Source organism: Streptomyces sp. HSW2009 (genome assembly GCF_040240285.1).
Classification (GTDB): Bacteria; Actinomycetota; Actinomycetes; order Streptomycetales; family Streptomycetaceae; genus Streptomyces.
Map to the genome: position 1 here is coordinate 1 of NZ_JBEHZD010000127.1, position 15916 is coordinate 15916.

Annotated in this window: 13 protein-coding genes; 9 read left to right on the forward strand and 4 right to left on the reverse strand. The window is 72.3% G+C overall.

The annotated features are described in order from the left end of the window. The coding region (locus tag AAHZ94_RS12470; RefSeq protein WP_349992905.1) for a hypothetical protein at positions 1-210 on the forward strand (210 nt) is incomplete at its 5' end. Positions 211-357: 147 nt separating this feature from the next. Here the strand turns inward: AAHZ94_RS12470 and AAHZ94_RS12475 are convergent. Next, positions 358-837, reverse strand: a complete 480-nt coding sequence (locus AAHZ94_RS12475) for a GNAT family N-acetyltransferase (protein WP_349992906.1) — start codon at positions 835-837, stop codon at positions 358-360. Positions 838-1106: 269 nt separating this feature from the next. On the opposite strand from AAHZ94_RS12475, the gene AAHZ94_RS12480 reads away from it, so the two are divergent. Both AAHZ94_RS12480 and AAHZ94_RS12485 read left to right on the forward strand, forming a co-directional pair. Then, complete coding sequence (locus tag AAHZ94_RS12480; RefSeq protein WP_349992907.1) at positions 1107-1406, forward strand: hypothetical protein; 300 nt, start codon at positions 1107-1109, stop codon at positions 1404-1406. A gap of 54 nt (positions 1407-1460) precedes the next feature. Further along, positions 1461-2261 (forward strand): exodeoxyribonuclease III, encoded by an 801-nt coding sequence (locus tag AAHZ94_RS12485; RefSeq protein ID WP_349992908.1) that lies wholly within the window; start codon positions 1461-1463, stop codon positions 2259-2261. Here the strand turns inward: AAHZ94_RS12485 and AAHZ94_RS12490 are convergent. Continuing rightward, on the reverse strand, positions 2204-3328 hold the full coding sequence (locus AAHZ94_RS12490) for a MerR family transcriptional regulator (protein ID WP_502964655.1): 1125 nt from the start codon (positions 3326-3328) through the stop codon (positions 2204-2206). The two genes, AAHZ94_RS12485 and AAHZ94_RS12490, sit on opposite strands and share 58 nt — an antisense overlap. A 769-nt stretch (positions 3329-4097) precedes the next feature. Between AAHZ94_RS12490 and AAHZ94_RS12495 the strand changes: the two genes are divergently transcribed. Genes AAHZ94_RS12495 through AAHZ94_RS12505 form a run of 3 tightly spaced genes read left to right on the forward strand, consistent with a single transcriptional unit; the run spans position 4098 to position 7884 of the window. Further along, entirely contained in the window at positions 4098-5879 is a 1782-nt protein-coding gene (locus AAHZ94_RS12495) for a flavin-containing monooxygenase (RefSeq protein ID WP_349992909.1), read from the forward strand. Further along, the gene (locus tag AAHZ94_RS12500) at positions 5876-6991 is read left to right on the forward strand and encodes an alpha/beta fold hydrolase (RefSeq protein ID WP_349992910.1); all 1116 of its coding nucleotides are present in this window, start codon (positions 5876-5878) and stop codon (positions 6989-6991) included. Before AAHZ94_RS12495 ends, AAHZ94_RS12500 begins: the two co-directional genes overlap by 4 nt. Then, positions 6988-7884, forward strand: a complete 897-nt coding sequence (locus AAHZ94_RS12505) for an SDR family oxidoreductase (RefSeq protein ID WP_349992911.1) — start codon at positions 6988-6990, stop codon at positions 7882-7884. Before AAHZ94_RS12500 ends, AAHZ94_RS12505 begins: the two co-directional genes overlap by 4 nt. 569 nt (positions 7885-8453) lie before the next feature. On the opposite strand, the gene AAHZ94_RS12510 is transcribed toward AAHZ94_RS12505, so the two are convergent. Beyond that, positions 8454-8666 carry a hypothetical protein gene (locus AAHZ94_RS12510; protein ID WP_349992912.1) on the reverse strand — a complete coding sequence of 71 codons (213 nt, stop codon included), beginning with the start codon at positions 8664-8666 and terminating at the stop codon, positions 8454-8456. Between the two features lie 159 nt (positions 8667-8825). Beyond that, positions 8826-12509, reverse strand: a complete 3684-nt coding sequence (locus tag AAHZ94_RS12515) for a S41 family peptidase (protein ID WP_349992913.1) — start codon at positions 12507-12509, stop codon at positions 8826-8828. A 186-nt stretch (positions 12510-12695) separates the two neighbouring features. On the opposite strand from AAHZ94_RS12515, the gene AAHZ94_RS12520 reads away from it, so the two are divergent. From AAHZ94_RS12520 to AAHZ94_RS12530, 3 genes are all read left to right on the forward strand, one after another. Then, on the forward strand, positions 12696-13322 hold the full coding sequence (locus tag AAHZ94_RS12520; RefSeq protein ID WP_349992914.1) for a TetR/AcrR family transcriptional regulator: 627 nt from the start codon (positions 12696-12698) through the stop codon (positions 13320-13322). Between the two features lie 105 nt (positions 13323-13427). Next, the gene (locus AAHZ94_RS12525) at positions 13428-15671 is read left to right on the forward strand and encodes an MMPL family transporter (protein ID WP_349992915.1); all 2244 of its coding nucleotides are present in this window, start codon (positions 13428-13430) and stop codon (positions 15669-15671) included. Continuing rightward, complete coding sequence (locus AAHZ94_RS12530) at positions 15668-15811, forward strand: hypothetical protein (protein WP_349992916.1); 144 nt, start codon at positions 15668-15670, stop codon at positions 15809-15811. Before AAHZ94_RS12525 ends, AAHZ94_RS12530 begins: the two co-directional genes overlap by 4 nt. Positions 15812-15916: the final 105 nt, after the last annotated feature.

Sequence of the window (15916 nt, forward strand, 5' to 3'; positions counted from 1 at the left end):
GGGGGGGGGGGGGGGGGGGGGGGGGGGGGGGGGGGGGGGGGGGGGGGGGGGGGGGGGGGGGGGGGGGGGGGGGGGGGGGGGGGGGGGGGGGGGGGGGGGGGGGGGGGGGGGGGGGGGGGGGGGGGGGGGGGGCGGGCGGCCGGCGGTTGGTGCATCCGCCGGTCCTGTGGTGCCTGGCGCGTTCGTGGGTCGCGCCAGCCCCAGGGGTGACATCACCGGTTCCGCCTGCTGTGATGGCTCGAACTCGCCGTCGCGGTCAAGGCGTTGGCCGGCGCGGACGGCCGCCCACTGCGCCCTACCTGCCGCTCGCCGCGCTCCACCTGCCGCCCCGCCGCGCCCCACCTGCCCTCGGCGGCGTCAGACGAGCGACTTCGCCATGCAGCGGCTGGAGTCGTACTCCCGGTACAGCCCGAACTTCTCTTCCTGGTACGCGTACCCGCAGGACGCGTACAGGGTCAGCGCCTCCGGCTGGGCGATGCCCGACTCCAGGACCATCCGGGTGCGGCCGGCGGCGCGGGCGTCCTCCTCCAGGGCGGCGAGGATGCGGCGGGCCAGCCGCTGCCCGCGCGCGGCGGGCACCACGTACATCCGCTTCAACTCCGCGTCGCCGTCCGCGTACCCCTCGTCGCTGCGGTCCTGCCGCCGCCAGCCGCCGCTGGCCACCGGCGCGCCGTCGACGTCGTACGCCAGCAGGTACAGGCCGTTCGGCGGCGCGAACTGGCGGGGGTCGAGCGCGGTCAGGTCCGGATCGCCGTACCGCTCGACGTACTCCTGCTGCACCAGGTCGTTGAGCTTGACGGCATCGGGGTGGTCGTACGGCACGGGCGCGATCTGCATGCTCCATATCGTACGGGTGTGCTGTTTTCGGGCGGTGGGGCTGTGGAGTGCGGCGCGGTGCGGCCCGGTGCAGTCCGGTGCAGTCCGGTCCGGCGGGGCGGTGGCGGAGGACGCGTTGAAAGCGTCAGTTGCACGACAAGTGGTGTGATCTTCATCGCATTGGGCTTCTCTTGGGGGCGCGGTGTCGGCTTTTCTCCTCTTTCTGGGTGGCGGGGGCCGCTACCGACGAGGCGAGGTGCGGGCGTGCCGAGTGACGGAGAGGGAGTGCGATGGGCCAGACGTTGACCGACGCGGAGATCTTGCGTGCGGTCCGCCGCGTCCACGCCTTGGAGCAGCAGCACGAGGAGCTGCGGACCCGCCTGGACGGCATGGCCGAGGCGCGGACGCCGGAGGACGTGGCCGAGCAGAACCGCTGTGGCGAGGCGATGGCCGCCACGGTCGAGACGCTGCTCATCGAATCCGTCGTCGCGCTGGAGAAGATCGGCCTGTCGCTCGCGGCCCGGGCCGTCGAGGTCACCGCGGCGGCTGAGGGCATCGCCGTACCGGCGTCCGTGGTGCACCGGGGCTGAGCCGGGTGGCGCGTAGGCTGCCTGGGGTTTGGTGAACGATCCGGGAGTGACGTCTTGCGTACGGTTTCGACGGTGAACGTGAACGGTCTGCGGGCCGCCACGAAGAAGGGCTTCGTGGCCTGGTTGGCGGCGACCGAAGCGGACGTGGTCTGCCTCCAGGAGGTGCGCGCGGAACCGGCGCAGTTGCCGGCAGAGGTGCGCGAGCCGGCGGGCTGGCACGTGCTGCACGCCCCGGCGGAGGCCAAGGGTCGGGCCGGCGTCTCGCTCTACACGCGGCAGCGGCCCGAGCGTAGCCAGGTCGGATTCGGCTCCACCGAGTTCGACGGCAGCGGACGCTACGTGGAAGCGGACCTTCCGGGCCTGACCGTCGCGAGCCTCTACCTGCCGTCCGGCGAGGTGGGCACGGAGCGGCAGGAGGAGAAGGAGCGCTTCATGGGCGAGTTCCTGCCGTACCTGAAGGAGCTGCGCGAGCGCGCCGCTGCCGCCGGGCGCGAGGTGCTGGTCTGCGGCGACTGGAACATCGCCCACCGCGAGGCCGACCTCAAGAACTGGAAGGCCAACCGCAAGAGCGCCGGCTTCCTGCCCGAGGAGCGCGACTGGCTCAGCCGCGTGTTCGACGAGAACGGTTACGTGGACGTCGTCCGCAGCCTGCACCCGGACGTCGAAGGCCCGTACTCCTGGTGGTCCTACCGCGGCAAGGCGTTCGACAACGACAGCGGCTGGCGCATCGACTACCAGGTCGCCACCCCCGGCCTCGCGGCCCGCGCCACCACCGCCGTGGTCGAACGCGCCGCCTCCTACGATCTGCGCTGGTCAGACCATGCGCCGGTGACGGTCACGTACGCGGCGGAGTAGCCGCCGGGTGGGCTTTCCGGGGGCGTACGGGCTCCGCCGGGGTATGTGGGCTCCGCCGGGTCGTACGGGTTCCACGGGGCGTACGGGCGCTGCCGGCATGTGGGGGCTCCGCAGGTCGTACGGGCGCTGCCGGGGTGTGCGGGGTGTGCGGGGTGGCTCCCGTTCCCGCGGTGGTGGGCCCGTCTCCGGCTCAGCCGTCCGCCCCGGTGACCTGCTCGCCGGTCTGGGCGCCGGGCTGCCCCGTGACCTGCTCGCCGGGCCGCTCGGGCGGCGGTCGGTCGATCCACTTCTCCAGTTCGGCCCGGATGTGGCGGTCCAGGGACAGGGACAGTTCCGCGTCGACGATCGACTTGGCGTTCTGCCGCAGGGTCTCCAGGGTCTTGGTGATGTGCGCGGCCTCGTCCGCGGTCGGGGCGGGGGCGGCGGGGGGCCCGGGGCGGGGGGGGGGGGCCGGGGGGGGGGGCGCCCCGGGCGATGGCGTCGGCGAGTACGTGGGTGCGTACGAGCCGGGTGAAGGTCTCCGACACGGCGTCCATGTGCTGCCGCAGCTCGCGCCCGGCGGCCAGTACGGCGGAGAGCGGCACGCCCTTGCCGACCAACTCGCGTGAGGCATCCAACAGACGCCGGCTGACGTGCACGAAGTCGTCGCCGTCCACCGCGAGGTAGCCGAGGTCGAGCGAGGCGGCGAGGTTCTCCGGGGTGACCTCGCCGGTGAAGTGGTCGGCGAGCTCCTGCGGCGTGAGCTTGACCGGCGTCTCCTGTGGCCAGGGCATCGGCAGCGCGTCCGCGAGACCGAGCACTTCGCCCACGTCCCGGCCGCTCTCGAAGGCGGCGAGCAACTCCGCTATGCCGCCCAGCGTGTGGCCGCGCTCAAGCAGCGCCGCGATCGTGCGCAGCCTGGCCAGGTGGTGCTCCGTGTACCAGGCGATCCGACCCTCCCGCCGGGGCGGCGGGAGCAGCTTGCGCTCCCGGTAGAAGCGCAACGTCCGCACGGTGATCCCGGCCGCCTCGGCCAGCTCCGCCATCCGGTACTCGCGCCCCTGCTGCGCCTGCGTCGTCTTCGCCACCCGAGCAGCCTATGTCGGCCGGTACGGATGTCACCGGGGTATGCCAGCGGTATCGGCCCACTTGGGCCACGTTCCGTGCCTCGGCCGCCGCCCCGTACCGCGCGCCTCCCGTGGGTGGGGTGCCGATGGGGTGTGAGAGCCGCTGGCCGGCCCTGGCCTCTGCCCGCGCTGGGGCGTGTACGGGTTGTATGCAAGGTGTGCGCATCTCGTCCATCGCGGGCTGGGTTCCGGCGGTGCCGGCTTGCTGTTGTGCGCGGCTCGTATGCAATCCGTCCGCAACCTGCCGCCGGCGGGCTGGCCGTCGGGGAGGTCGGGGGCTCGCTGTGTACGGGTTGCATACAACCTGTGTGCGACCTGTCGCCAGCACCTCGGGTTCCGGGCGTCGCGGGCTCTGTCGTGTGCGGGTTGTATACGACGTGCACGCAACCCGCCTCCAACGTGCCGAGCGCCGCGAGCCTCCGGTCCCCGCCGTGTACGGGATGTATGCAACCCGTACGCAACTCGCCTCCGGCGGCCGGGCGCTCACGGTGCGCGGGCAGCCTGATGCCGGTCGGTCCTCGTGTGCGGGTTGTGTACAACATGTGGGCAACCCGCCTCCCGGCGTCAGGGCTCCCGGCGTCAGGGCTCCCACCGCCTGCCCGCAGGGTGCCTGTGCGGGCCTTGGCAACTTCCCCTCGTACGACCCCTACCGCTCGGTATGGGGCTGCCCTACGCTCCTGACTGTGCCAGTGGTTGCTGGCGTGGTTTCTCGTCTTCGGGAGGCGGTGGCATGGCCGAGCAGGGGCATGTGCGGGTGGCGGTGATCGGTAGCGGCTTCGGTGGGCTGGGGGCTGCGGTGCGGCTGCGGCGGGCGGGGGTCACCGACTTCGTGGTGTTGGAGCGGGCCGACGCGGTAGGGGGCACCTGGCGCGACAACAGCTACCCCGGGTGCGCCTGCGACGTCCCGTCCCACCTGTACTCCTTCTCCTTCGCGCCCAACCCCGAGTGGCCGCGCAACTTCTCCGGGCAGCCGCACATCCGGGCCTATCTGGAGCGGGTCGCCGACACCTTCGGGCTCCGCCCGCACCTGCGGTTCAACTCCGAGGTGCACAGCGCGCGGTGGGATGGCGATGCACTGCACTGGGAGCTGGAGACCGCCGGCGGCACGTACACCGCCGACGTCGTCGTCTCCGCCACCGGGCCGCTCTCCGACCCGCAACTCCCCGACGTGCCAGGGCTCGACGGCTTCCCCGGCCGGGTCTTCCACTCGGCGCGCTGGGACCACGACTACGACCTGCGCGGCAAGCGCGTCGCCATGGTCGGAACCGGCGCCTCCGCCATCCAGATCGTGCCCGCCATCCAGCCCACCGTCGAACGGCTCACCCTCTTCCAGCGCACCCCGCCGTGGGTGCTGCCGCGCGCCGACCGGAAGATCAGCGGGGCGGAACAGTGGCTGCACAGCCGGGTCCCCGCGACCCGTGCGCTGCGCCGCGGATTGCTGTGGGGGATCAGGGAGTTGCAGGTCAGCGCGTTCACCAAGCGCCCGGGGCAGCTCCGGGTGGTGGAGCGGGTGGCGCGGAAGCACCTGGCCAGGGCGATCAAGGACCCGGGGCTGCGGGCCAAGCTGACCCCCGACTACCGCATCGGCTGCAAGCGTGTGCTGCTGTCCAACAGCTACTACCCGGCGCTCGCGCAGCCCAATGTGGACCTGGTCGCCGCGGGGCTGCGCGAGGTGCGCGGCTCGACCCTGGTCGCCGCCGACGGCACCGAGGCCGAGGCGGACGCGATCGTCTTCGGCACCGGCTTCCACGTCACCGACCTGCCGATCGCCCACCGGGTCACCGGCGCCCGGGGCACGACGCTGGCCGAGGAGTGGAAGGACGGCATGGAGGCGCTGCGCGGCAGCGCAGCCGCCGGGTTCCCCAACTTCCTCACCATCATCGGCCCCAACACGGGCCTCGGGAACAGCTCGATGATCCTGATGATCGAGTCACAGCTGAACTATCTGGTCGACTACCTGCGGCAGTTGGACGTGCTCGGCGGGAAGGTCGCGCTCGACGCGTACCCGTCCGCCGTGCACGCCTGGTCGCACCGCGTGCAGCAGCGCATGCAGCGCACCGTGTGGAACGTCGGCGGCTGCCAGAGCTGGTACCTGGACGCGCGCGGGCGCAACACCACTGTCTGGCCGGGGACCACCAGCGAGTTCCGCCGCGCCACTCGCGAGGTCGACCTGGCCGAGTACGAGGTGCTGCGCGCCCCGCGGCCGGCGCGTCCTGAACCGGCCGGTGCGCCCGCCGCGGGGCATGCCGGGACCGCCGCCGTGGGTAGGACGGGCACGTCCACCAGCCCCACCAAACAAGCCCACCCCGCCACCCCCGCCAACCAAACCCACCCCGCCACCCCCGCCGAACAATCCCAGCCCACGAAGCAAGCCGAGCCCACCCAGCCCGCCACCCCCGTCAAGCAAGTCACTCCCCCTGAGCAAGCCAAGCCCGCCAAGCAAGCCGCGGAACCAGCCGCTCCGACCGGTGGTCCGCAGGCCGATGGCCCGTCCCCGGAGGCCGCCGCGTGAACCCGCCAAGCCCTGCCAGCCAAGTTGTATACAACCTGCCTACCCCCACTCGGGAGCTGGCCGTCACCTCGGCCGACGGTGCGCGCATCCACACCGAGCAGTACGGGCCCGACGACGCCCCCGCGGTCGTGCTCGCGCACGGCTGGACCTGCTCCATCGGCTTCTGGGCGCCGGTGATCGCAGCGCTCGCCGGCGAGTTCCGGCTCATCGCGTACGACCAGCGCGGACACGGCCGCAGCGCCCCGCCCGGATACGGCCGCTACACCGTCGAGACCCTCGCCGACGACCTGGCCGCGGTGCTCGACCAGACGCTCGCCACCGGTCCCACCGGCGACAAGGAACGGGCCCTGGTGGTGGGCCACTCGATGGGCGGCATGACGATCATGGCCGCGGCCCGCAGGACCGAACTGCGCGAGCGGGCGGCTGCCGTGCTGATGTGCAGCACCGGGGCGGGCCAGTTGCTCGACGAGACGCTGGTGGTGCCGACCCCGCGCGGCTGGCTGCGCCGGCGTGTGCACACCTTCGTCCTCGGCTCGGCCGCACCGCTCGGCCGGGTCACCCCGCTGGCCCGACGCACGATGAAGTACGTGACGATGGGGCGCGGCGCGACCTCCGAAATGGCCGATTTCTGCGCCCGCATCGTGCACGCCTGCCCGCGTCTCGTCCGCGCCAAGTGGGGCCACATGATGGGGGACATGGATCTGCGCGGCAACGTCGCCGCGCTCACCCCGCCGACCGCGGTCATCGGCGGCACCGCGGACCGCCTCACCCCGCGCGTGCACGCGCGCCGCATCGTCTCCGCGCTGCCGCACTCGCTGGGCCTGACCGAACTGCCCGGCATCGGCCACATGACCCCCATCGAGGTGCCGGAGACGGTGGCCGGCGCCATCCGCGGCCTGGTCGCCGACCACCTCACCGACCACCCCCCCCGCCCTCTCACCGCCCCCCGCAGCACCCCCCGTACCGGCACGACCCCGCGTACTGGCGCGGCCCCACATACCGGCGCGGCCGCCGAAGGCCGCACGGACCACCTCGGTGACCGGACCTCGGCAGCGACCCCCCACCCGCCGGCGGGGCCCGGCGGCAGCACGGCGAAGGAGCAGACGGCATGAGCACGCGCAGCAGCCTGGACGGACAGGTGGCGGTGGTGACCGGGGCCGCGCGCGGCGTCGGTGAACTCCTGGCCCGCAAGCTCTCGGCCCGCGGTGCGACGGTGGCCCTGGTCGGCCTGGAACCTGAGGAGTTGAAGCGGGTGGCCGCGAGCCTGCACGGCCCGGGCGCGCACTGGTACGCGGACGTCACCGACCACGCGGCGATGTCCCGCGTTGCCAGCGAGGTGAAGGATCGGTTCGGCAAGGTCGACATCGTGGTGGCCAACGCGGGCGTCGCCGCCGGCGGGCCCTTCGCCGACTCCGACGCGCAGTCCTGGAACCGCGTCATCGAGGTCAATCTCATCGGCAGCGCCACCACGGCCCGCGCCTTCCTCCCGGTCCTGCTGGAGAGCCGCGGCTATCTGCTCCAGATCGCCTCGCTCGCCGCGATCACGCCGGCGCCGCTGATGAGCGCGTACTGTGCCTCCAAGTCCGGCGTCGAGGCGTTCGCCCACAGCCTGCGCGCCGAGGTCGGCTACCGCGGTGTACGGGTCGGGGTCGGCTATCTGAGCTGGACCGACACCGACATGGTGCGCGGCGCCGACGAGGACGAGGTGCTGCGCGACCTGCGCGCCAGGCTCCCCTGGCCGAGCAACCGCACCTATCCGCTGGGCCCCGCCGTGGACCGCCTGGTGGCGGGCATCGAGCGCCGCTCGGCCCATGTGTACGGGCAGTGGTGGCTGCGCGGCATGCAGTCCGTACGCGGCTATCTGCCGGCCCTCATCGGCACCGTGGGCCAGCGCGAGATGCGGCACTTCGCCCCCCGCCTCGAAGCCCGCAGTGCTCCGCGGACCGGCCTGGTCGGAGCCGGCGGCACGGCAGACGAACGCGCCCGCGGGAACGGGAACGGCTGACCCTGACGCGCCGCGGGCCCGACGCCACCCCCGCGGCTCCGGGCCTGCACCACGTCTGACCTGCGGGTCCCGTGTCAACTCGCGGCGCGGTGTGCGGCATGCATGCGGCTTGTATGCGTAGCGGGTGCGTTCTGTCTGCTGTGCATACGAGTTGTATACGCAGCGTGGACGCTCTGCCCGTCGCGGATGTGGCTTGTGTGCGTCACGCGCGCGCTCCGCTCGCCGTGGATACGACATGCAGGCGGCTTGTATGCGCTACGCGCCCGCCCCGCTCGCTGAGGATGCAGCTTGTATGCGTGACCTGCGCACCCCGCTTGCCGTGCATACGGCTTGTATGCGCTGCGTACATTCCCTGCTTGCCATGTATGCAGCTTGTATGCGCGACGCGCTCACCTCCGCCGCTCTGCATACGACTTGTATGCATCACGCGCGCTCGTTCGCCCGCCCGCTCCCGCTCCCGCTCCGCCCCATGGCGAAGGGACGCACCCGTGGGGTGCGTCCCTTCTGGGGGTCGCTCGCTGCTTCCGCATGCGGGGCGGCCGGGGCCGCGGCGAGGCGGGGGAGTGGGGTCACATGAAGCGTCGTTTGGCGTCGTCCAGGGTGTCCTGGACGCCCTCCTTCGCCTCGGAGCCCTTCTCCTTGGCGCGCTTCATGGCGTCACCCTGCGCGTCGTCCTGGGAGCGACCGCCGTCCTCGTCCTTCTCCCGGGACTTGCCGAGCTTCTCCTTGGCCTGTTGCTGAAGTTGTTCGGCCTTGTCCTTGAACTGGTCCGAAACGCCCATGGTGTTCCCTCCTCGGGAGTGCGCGGGGATGGGCCCCGATCAGCCTGACACGGGCCAGCATGCTTCGCATGTCGGGTCATGTCCCCCATGGCCGCCCCGCGGCTGCCCTACGACTGCCCTACGACTGCCCCGCAGCTACCCCCGTGGCCAGCCCCGCCGCTACCCCCGCGGCGGCAGCGGCGGCCGGCTGCGGTTGGGGACGTCCGAATAGTCGGGCGGTTCCGCCGCCGGATGGCGTTCCAGCAGGTCAAGGGCGGTGCGGACGGCCACGGCCAACTGGGGGTGACGACCTTCGGCCCAGTGCAGCGGGGAGCGCAGGGCCTCGATGTCCGGCTCCACGCCGTGGTTCTCCACGCCCCAGCCGTAGCCGTCGAACCAGGCGGCGTTCATCGGCACGGTGATCGCCGTACCGTCCACCAGCCGGTGCCGGCCGGTCATCCCGACCACTCCGCCCCAGGTCCGCAGCCCGACCACCGGGCCGAGGCCGAGCAGCCGGAACGCGGCGGTGATCATGTCGCCGTCGGACGAGGTCATTTCGTCCGCGACGGCCACCACGGGGCCGCGCGGCGCGTCCCCGGCGTAGCTCACCGGCTGGGCGTGCCGGGTCAGGTCCCAGCCGAGGATGGTGCGGGTCAGCTTCTCCACGACGAGTTCGCTGATGTTGCCGCCGGCGTTGCCGCGTACGTCCACGATCAGCGCCGGGCGGGACATCTCCATCCGCACGTCCCGGTTGAACTGGGCCCAGCCCGAGCCGCCCATGTCGGGGATGTGCAGGTAGCCGCACTTGCCGCCGCTGAGTTCGCGCACCACCTCACGGCGTTTGGCCACCCAGTGCTGGTAGCGCAGCGGCCGTTCGTCGATGAGCGGGACGACGGCGACCCGGCGCGGCGGCCCGCCGCCTTCGGCCGGCCGGAACGTCAGCTCGACCGTGGGCCCGCCGGCGGCCGTGAGCAGCGGCGCGGGGCCGGCGACCGGGTCCACCGGCCGCCCGTCCACATGGGTCAGCGCGGCGCCCTCCCGGATGCCCGAACCGGCCAGCGGGGAGCGGGCCTTGGAGTCGGACGAGTCGCCCGGCAGGATGCGCGTGACCTGCCAGGCGCCGTCCTTGCCGCGGGTGAAGTCGGCGCCGAGCAGGCCGATGGCGCGCTGGTAGTGCGGCGGCCCCTCGTTGCGGCGGGCGGGCGAGACGTACGCGTGGGAGGTGCCGAGTTCGCCCAGCACCTCGCGGAGCAGGGCGGCGAACTCGTCGGGGGAGGCGACCCGGTCGAGCAGTGGTCGGTACTGGTCGAGCACGGCGTCCCAGTCGACGCCACCCATGCCGGGCTCCCAGAAGTACGCCCGCATCAGCCGGCCGGCCTCCGCGTACGCCTGCTGCCACTCGGCCGCCGGGTCCACCTCGTGCAGGATGCGCCGCAGGTCCATCTGGACGGTGGAGTCGGGGTCGGCGATCTCGCTCGCGGGCACCACGCGCAGGTCGCCGTCGTCGTTGAGGACCAGCCTGGAACCGTCGCCGCTGACCGCGAACCAGTCGACGTCGCTGGTCAGTTCGGTACGACGGGCCTTCGCCAGGTCGAAGTGTTCCAGTGTGGGGCGGCCCGAGGTGTCGGCCGGGTTGGCGAACGTCTCGCCGAGCGCCCCGGAGATCGGCCAGCGCAGCCACACCAGGCCGCCGCCGCTGACCGGGTACAGCGAGGAGTACTTCGACGCGGCGACCGGGAACACGGTGACCCGACTCGCCAGCCCCTCCGCCTCCACCAGCACCTTGCTGTCCTGGTCACCGGCGCTCACCGCGGGATCGAGCCCACCGGCGGCCGGCCGCCCGTCGGGCGAGAGCGCGAACGGCGAGGGCGTTGCGGAGGAGAGCGGCACCAGGTACGGCCGGCAGCCCAGCGGGAAGGAGAGGTCGCCGGTGTGCACGTCGTAGACGGGGTCGAAGCCGCGCCAGGAGAGGAAGGCCAGATAGCGCCCGTCGCGCGTGAAGACGGGCTGTTCGTCCTCGAAGCGCCCGTCGGTGACGTCCACGACGGCCCGGCCGAGCGTTCCGGTGGGCCGCAGCCGGGCGATCTTGATCTTGCGCAGGGACCGCCCGATGTGCGGATGCGACCACGCCAACCACGCCGAGTCGGGCGAAAACGCCAGATCCCGTACGGGCCCGTTACTGGACCGGGTGAGCTCACTGACTTCACTGACTTCACCGGCCGCGCTGGCCGTGCTTGCTGCGCTGGCCTCACTGGCCGTACTGGCTTCACCGGCAGCGCCCGCAGCACCGACTTCACTGGCCGCACCGACTTCACTGGCCGCAACGGCCTCACTGGCCGCGCCGGTGTCGCCACCCTCGCCAGCCACCCCCGCCCCGCCGGCATCAGCCGTACGACCCGCGTCAGCCTCATCAACCACACCCGCCCCGCCGGCGTCAGCCCCACCGGCCTCCCCAGCGCCAGCCACTCCACCCGTGTCAGCTCCACCCCCACCAGCCGCCCCCGTCTCACCCGCCCCGCCGGCATCAGGCGGGCCCGCAAGCTCCCCCTCCGGCACCGGTGCCGCGTCCACCAGCAGCAGCCGCCCGTCGTGCGTGGCGACGGCGAGCCACTGGCCGTCGGGGGACGCGGCCAGTTCGTGCACCCGGCCCAGCTTCCCGGTGGCCAGTCGGCGGGGCGTGGTCGCGCCGGTGGCCCGGGGGAGCTGGGCGATTTCGATCGCGTCCTCGCCCGCCGCGTCGGTCACGTACGCGACCCGCCCGGTCGGCCCGAGCATCTGCGGCAGCCGTACCCGCACGCCCGGGGTGTCGGCGATGGTGCGGGCCGGGCCGTCGCGGTGGGTGAGCCAGTACAGGCTGCCGCGCACGCCGACCGCGCTGGCCCGGCCGGTCTCGTCCACGGCCAGCGAGCGCAGGTGGCTCGCGGCCGGCACCTGGTACGAGCGCCGCCCGGTGCGCGGCCCGCCGAGCCGCAGCGGCAGCCTGCGCGGTACGCCGGCCGGGCCGAGGTCCTCCACCAGCCACAGTTCGCCCGCGCACTGGTAGATCACGCGGGAGCCGTCGGTGGCCGCGTGCCGGGCGTAGAAATCGGCGTGGTCGGTGTGTCGGCGCAGGTCGGTGCCGTCGGGGCGGCAGGAGTAGAGGTTGCCGACGCCCTCGTGGTCGGAGAGGAAGGCGATCCGCCCGGCGACGAACATGGGGCTGTCCAGGTGCCCGTACACCTCGGGCACCAGCCGCGTGCCGTGCAGCCACAGCCGCCCCATCGCCCCGCCCCGGTACCGCTTCCAGGAGGCCGGTTCGTGCGGCGGCTTGCCGGTCAGCAGCAGCGTGCACCGGTTGGCGGGGCCCTCACCGGGCAGTTCTTCGCCGCCGAGTTCGACGTCGCGCAGGTCGGCCGCGTCCAGGTCGGCGACGGCGATGTCGGAGACCGGCCCCCAGGGCAGCCGGCCGCCCGGGCTGCCGTCGGTGGGCAGGCTGTACGCCCAGGAGTAGTACGAGAAGGGCTGGCCGTGTGAGGAGACGGCCAGCACGTCGGAGCGGCCGTCCTGGTCCGGCGGGGTCCAGCCGCACACCCGGGTGTCGGTGCCGCCCCAGTAGGTGAGCCGCCGGGCCGGGCCGCCGGCGACCGGCGCGAGGTAGATCTCGGGGTCGAGACTGCGCCAATGGGTGTACGCGATCTGTGCGCCGTCCGGGGAGAACCTCGGGTGGCCCACTCTGGTGCGATCGACGGTCAACCGCCAGGCCCGCTGCGGCGTCCCTGAGGGTGGAGTGAGCGGTGCGACCCAGAGGTCGTCCTCGGCCACGAAGCAGAGCAAGTCCTGGTGGAGATGCGGAAAGCGGACATAGGCGTCGTCGCTATCGGTCACCCGTCCATGCTTTCGGCCCGGCGGACGTGCGGCAACTTGGTTGGGCGCACTTCATGCGTGCGAGGTGTTTTACCCGCGCATGGTTGCGCTGTGACCGACACCACCAGCGAAACGTCATCGTTTCGCTGGTGTGCGGCGTATGGTGAACGCGTACGAAACCGTTTCGTTCGGATTGGGGGTTTTTCCATGCAGGTCGCGGATCGCAAGACCACGCGGCGTAGCCGGTTGACCCCCGAGCGGGAGGGTGAGCTGTACGACGCGGTCATCGAACTACTCCGCGAAGTGGGGTACGAGGCGCTCACGATGGACGCCGTCGCCACCCGGACCCGCGCCAGCAAGGCCACGCTCTACCGGCAGTGGCAGGGCAAGCCCGTGCTGGTCGCGACCGCGTTGCGGTGGCTGAAGCCGGTGCCGCTGCTGGAGATCGACACCGGTTCGCTCCGGGGCGATCTCCGCGAGGTGGTCCGGTGCGGCGAGCACAATGCGGAGCGTGACGCGGACCTGCTGCGCGGGCTCGCCCACGCGGCGCACGACAATCCCGACCTCCAGCAGGCGCTGCGGGAATTGTTGATCGCTCCGGAGCTGGCGGCGCTCGACGTGCTCTTGACGCGGGCCGTGGCCCGCGGCGAGATCGCGGCCGGCACCCCCGCCATGCACTTCGTACCGCACATGATGACCGGGGCCTTCGTGGCCCGTCCGCTGATCGATGCCCAAGAGGCGGACGACGCTTTCCTGTACGAGTACATCGACGCCGTGATCCTCCCCGCTCTCGGCGCCGACCCTGCTGTCCCTGCTCGTACGGCCGTCACCTAGATTCGGCCGTACCCGAACAACCCCATCCTGGCGCGCCGCTCTCGTCGCTGGGCTGGTCAAGCACGCCCTTGCCACTCCACTATTTCGACGGGAGCACCCCTTCTCGTGGCCACGTTCCTATACAAGCTCGGCCGATTCGCCTTCCGGCGACGCCGGTTCGTCGCCTTGTTCTGGGTGGCGCTCTTGGCGGTAGCCGTTGCAGGCTCCATTGCCGCCCCGAGCCCGACCGATGACAAGTTCACCGTTCCTGGTGTGGAGGCGCAGGAAGCCTTCGACCTGATGGACAAGCGCTCGCCGGAGGCCAACGCCGACGGTGCCAGCGCGCGGATCGTCTTCCGTGCCCCCGAGGGCACGAAGATCACTGACCCGAAGAACAAGGCAGAGGTTCTGAAGGTCGTCACGGACGTCAGGAAGAGCTCGGACCAACTGGGCTCCATCGCCGATCCGTTCGAGGCCGGCACCATCAGCAAGAACGGCGAGATCGCCTTCACCACGGCCAACTACAAGGTCACCTCGATCGAGCTTAAGGACAAGACCAAGGACGGCCTGAAGGAGGCCGTGGTCGACTACGACGACAAGGGTGGCAAGAACCCGACCGTCGAGGTCGGCGGTGACGCACTGGAGGCCATGCCCGAGCAGGGTGCGGGCGAGATCATCGGCATCGCCATCTCCGCCGTGGTCCTGGTCATCACCTTCGGCTCGCTGGTGGCCGCAGGTCTGCCGCTGCTCACCGCCCTCATCGGGGTCGGCATCGGCATCACCTCGATCACCGCGCTGGCCAACGTGCTCAACCTGGGCAGCACCACCTCCACGCTGGCGATGATGATCGGCCTCGCGGTCGGCATCGACTACGCGCTGTTCATCGTCTCCCGCTACCGGGCCGAGCTGGCCGAGGGCCGGGAGCGCGAGGAGGCGGCCGGCCGGGCCGTGGGCACCGCGGGTTCCGCGGTGGTCTTCGCCGGTCTGACCGTGATCATCGCGCTGGTCGGCCTCGCGGTCGTGAACATCCCGATCCTCTACAAGATGGGCTTCGCCGCCGCGGCGACCGTGGCCATCGCGGTGCTGATCGCGATCAGCCTCATTCCCGCGCTGCTCGGCTTCGCCGGCAAGCGGATCTACGGCCGCAAGGCCCGCAAGAAGTCCGCCGAGGGCATCCCCGCGGTCTCCGAGAAGCCGAAGGCGGGCACCCGGTGGGCGCAGTTCGTGCTGCGTCGCCCGGTGGCCGTGCTGCTGTTCAGCGTGGTGGCGCTCGGTGCCGCCGCGGCCCCGGTCGGCAAGCTGCAACTCGGTCTGCCCGACGACAGCTCGCAGTCCACCGACACCACCCAGCGCCGCGCGTACGACCTGGTCACCGAGGGCTTCGGGGCCGGCTCCAACGGTCCGCTGATGCTGATCGTGGACGCGGCCGACGCGAAGGACCCGCTCGGTGCGGCCCAGACCATCGCCGCCGGCGTCAAGAAGCTCGACGACGTCGCCAGCGTCAGCGAGGTCTCCAAGGCTTCGCTGAACAAGGCCGGCGACACCGCGACGATCATGGTCACCCCGGACTCCAAGCCGACCAGCACGGAGACCGAGGACCTGGTCACCAACATCCGTGACCAGGCGGACGGCTGGAAGTCGGAGACCGGCGCCCGGGTGCTGGTCACCGGTACGACGGCGATGAACATCGACGTGTCGGCGAAGCTCGATGACGCGCTCGTGCCCTACCTCGGGCTCGTGGTCGGTCTGGCCTTCCTGCTGCTGATGATCGTCTTCCGCTCGGTCCTGGTCCCGCTCAAGGCGGCGCTCGGCTTCCTGCTCTCGGTGGTCGCGGCGCTCGGCGCGGTGGTCGCGGTCTTCCAGCTCGGCTGGTTCTCGGGCCTGCTCGGCGTCGAGCAGACCGGCCCGGTGATGAGCATCATGCCGATCTTCATGATCGGTGTGGTCTTCGGTCTCGCGATGGACTACGAGGTGTTCCTCGTGACCCGGATGCGGGAGGCGTACGTGCACGGCGAGACGCCCGCGCAGGCCGTGGTGACCGGCTTCAAGCACGGCGCCCGCGTCGTGACGGCCGCCGCCGTCATCATGATCAGCGTCTTCGCGGGCTTCATCGGCTCGCACGACCAGATGATCAAGATGATGGGCTTCGGCCTGGCGATCGCGGTCTTCTTCGACGCCTTCGTGGTCCGGATGGCGATCGTGCCCGCGGTGCTCGCACTGCTCGGCAAGAGCGCCTGGTGGCTGCCGGCCTGGCTGGACAAGGTGCTGCCGAACGTGGACGTCGAGGGCGAGAAGCTGCACAAGGAGCTCGGCGACACGACCCCGGCGCAGCCCGACGCCGACCCGGACGCGCGACTGACCCGGGTGTGAGCGCAGGTGCGGGGGGGGGGGGGGGGGGGGGGGGGGGGCGGCCGCGCGCCCCCCCCCCCCCCCCCCCCGCCCCGCGGCGGCCCCCCCCCCCCCCCCCCCCCCCCCGCGGGGGCCCGGGGGGGGGGGGGGGTTTTTTTTAAACCCCCCCCCCCCCCCCCCCGGCCCCCCCCCCCCCCCCCACGGCGATCTCCCCCGACCGCGACCCGGGCGGCGCCTGCCACGAACTGCCGGCCGGTGTCCACTCC

Coding starts and splice junctions, on each gene's coding strand:
- AAHZ94_RS12475 (WP_349992906.1), bottom strand. CDS start 837: ATGCAGATCGCGCCCGTGCCGTACGACCACCCCGATGCCGTCAAGCTC.
- AAHZ94_RS12495 (WP_349992909.1), top strand. CDS start 4,098: ATGGCCGAGCAGGGGCATGTGCGGGTGGCGGTGATCGGTAGCGGCTTC.
- AAHZ94_RS12520 (WP_349992914.1), top strand. CDS start 12,696: ATGCAGGTCGCGGATCGCAAGACCACGCGGCGTAGCCGGTTGACCCCC.
- AAHZ94_RS12505 (WP_349992911.1), top strand. CDS start 6,988: ATGAGCACGCGCAGCAGCCTGGACGGACAGGTGGCGGTGGTGACCGGG.
- AAHZ94_RS12510 (WP_349992912.1), bottom strand. CDS start 8,666: ATGGGCGTTTCGGACCAGTTCAAGGACAAGGCCGAACAACTTCAGCAA.
- AAHZ94_RS12480 (WP_349992907.1), top strand. CDS start 1,107: ATGGGCCAGACGTTGACCGACGCGGAGATCTTGCGTGCGGTCCGCCGC.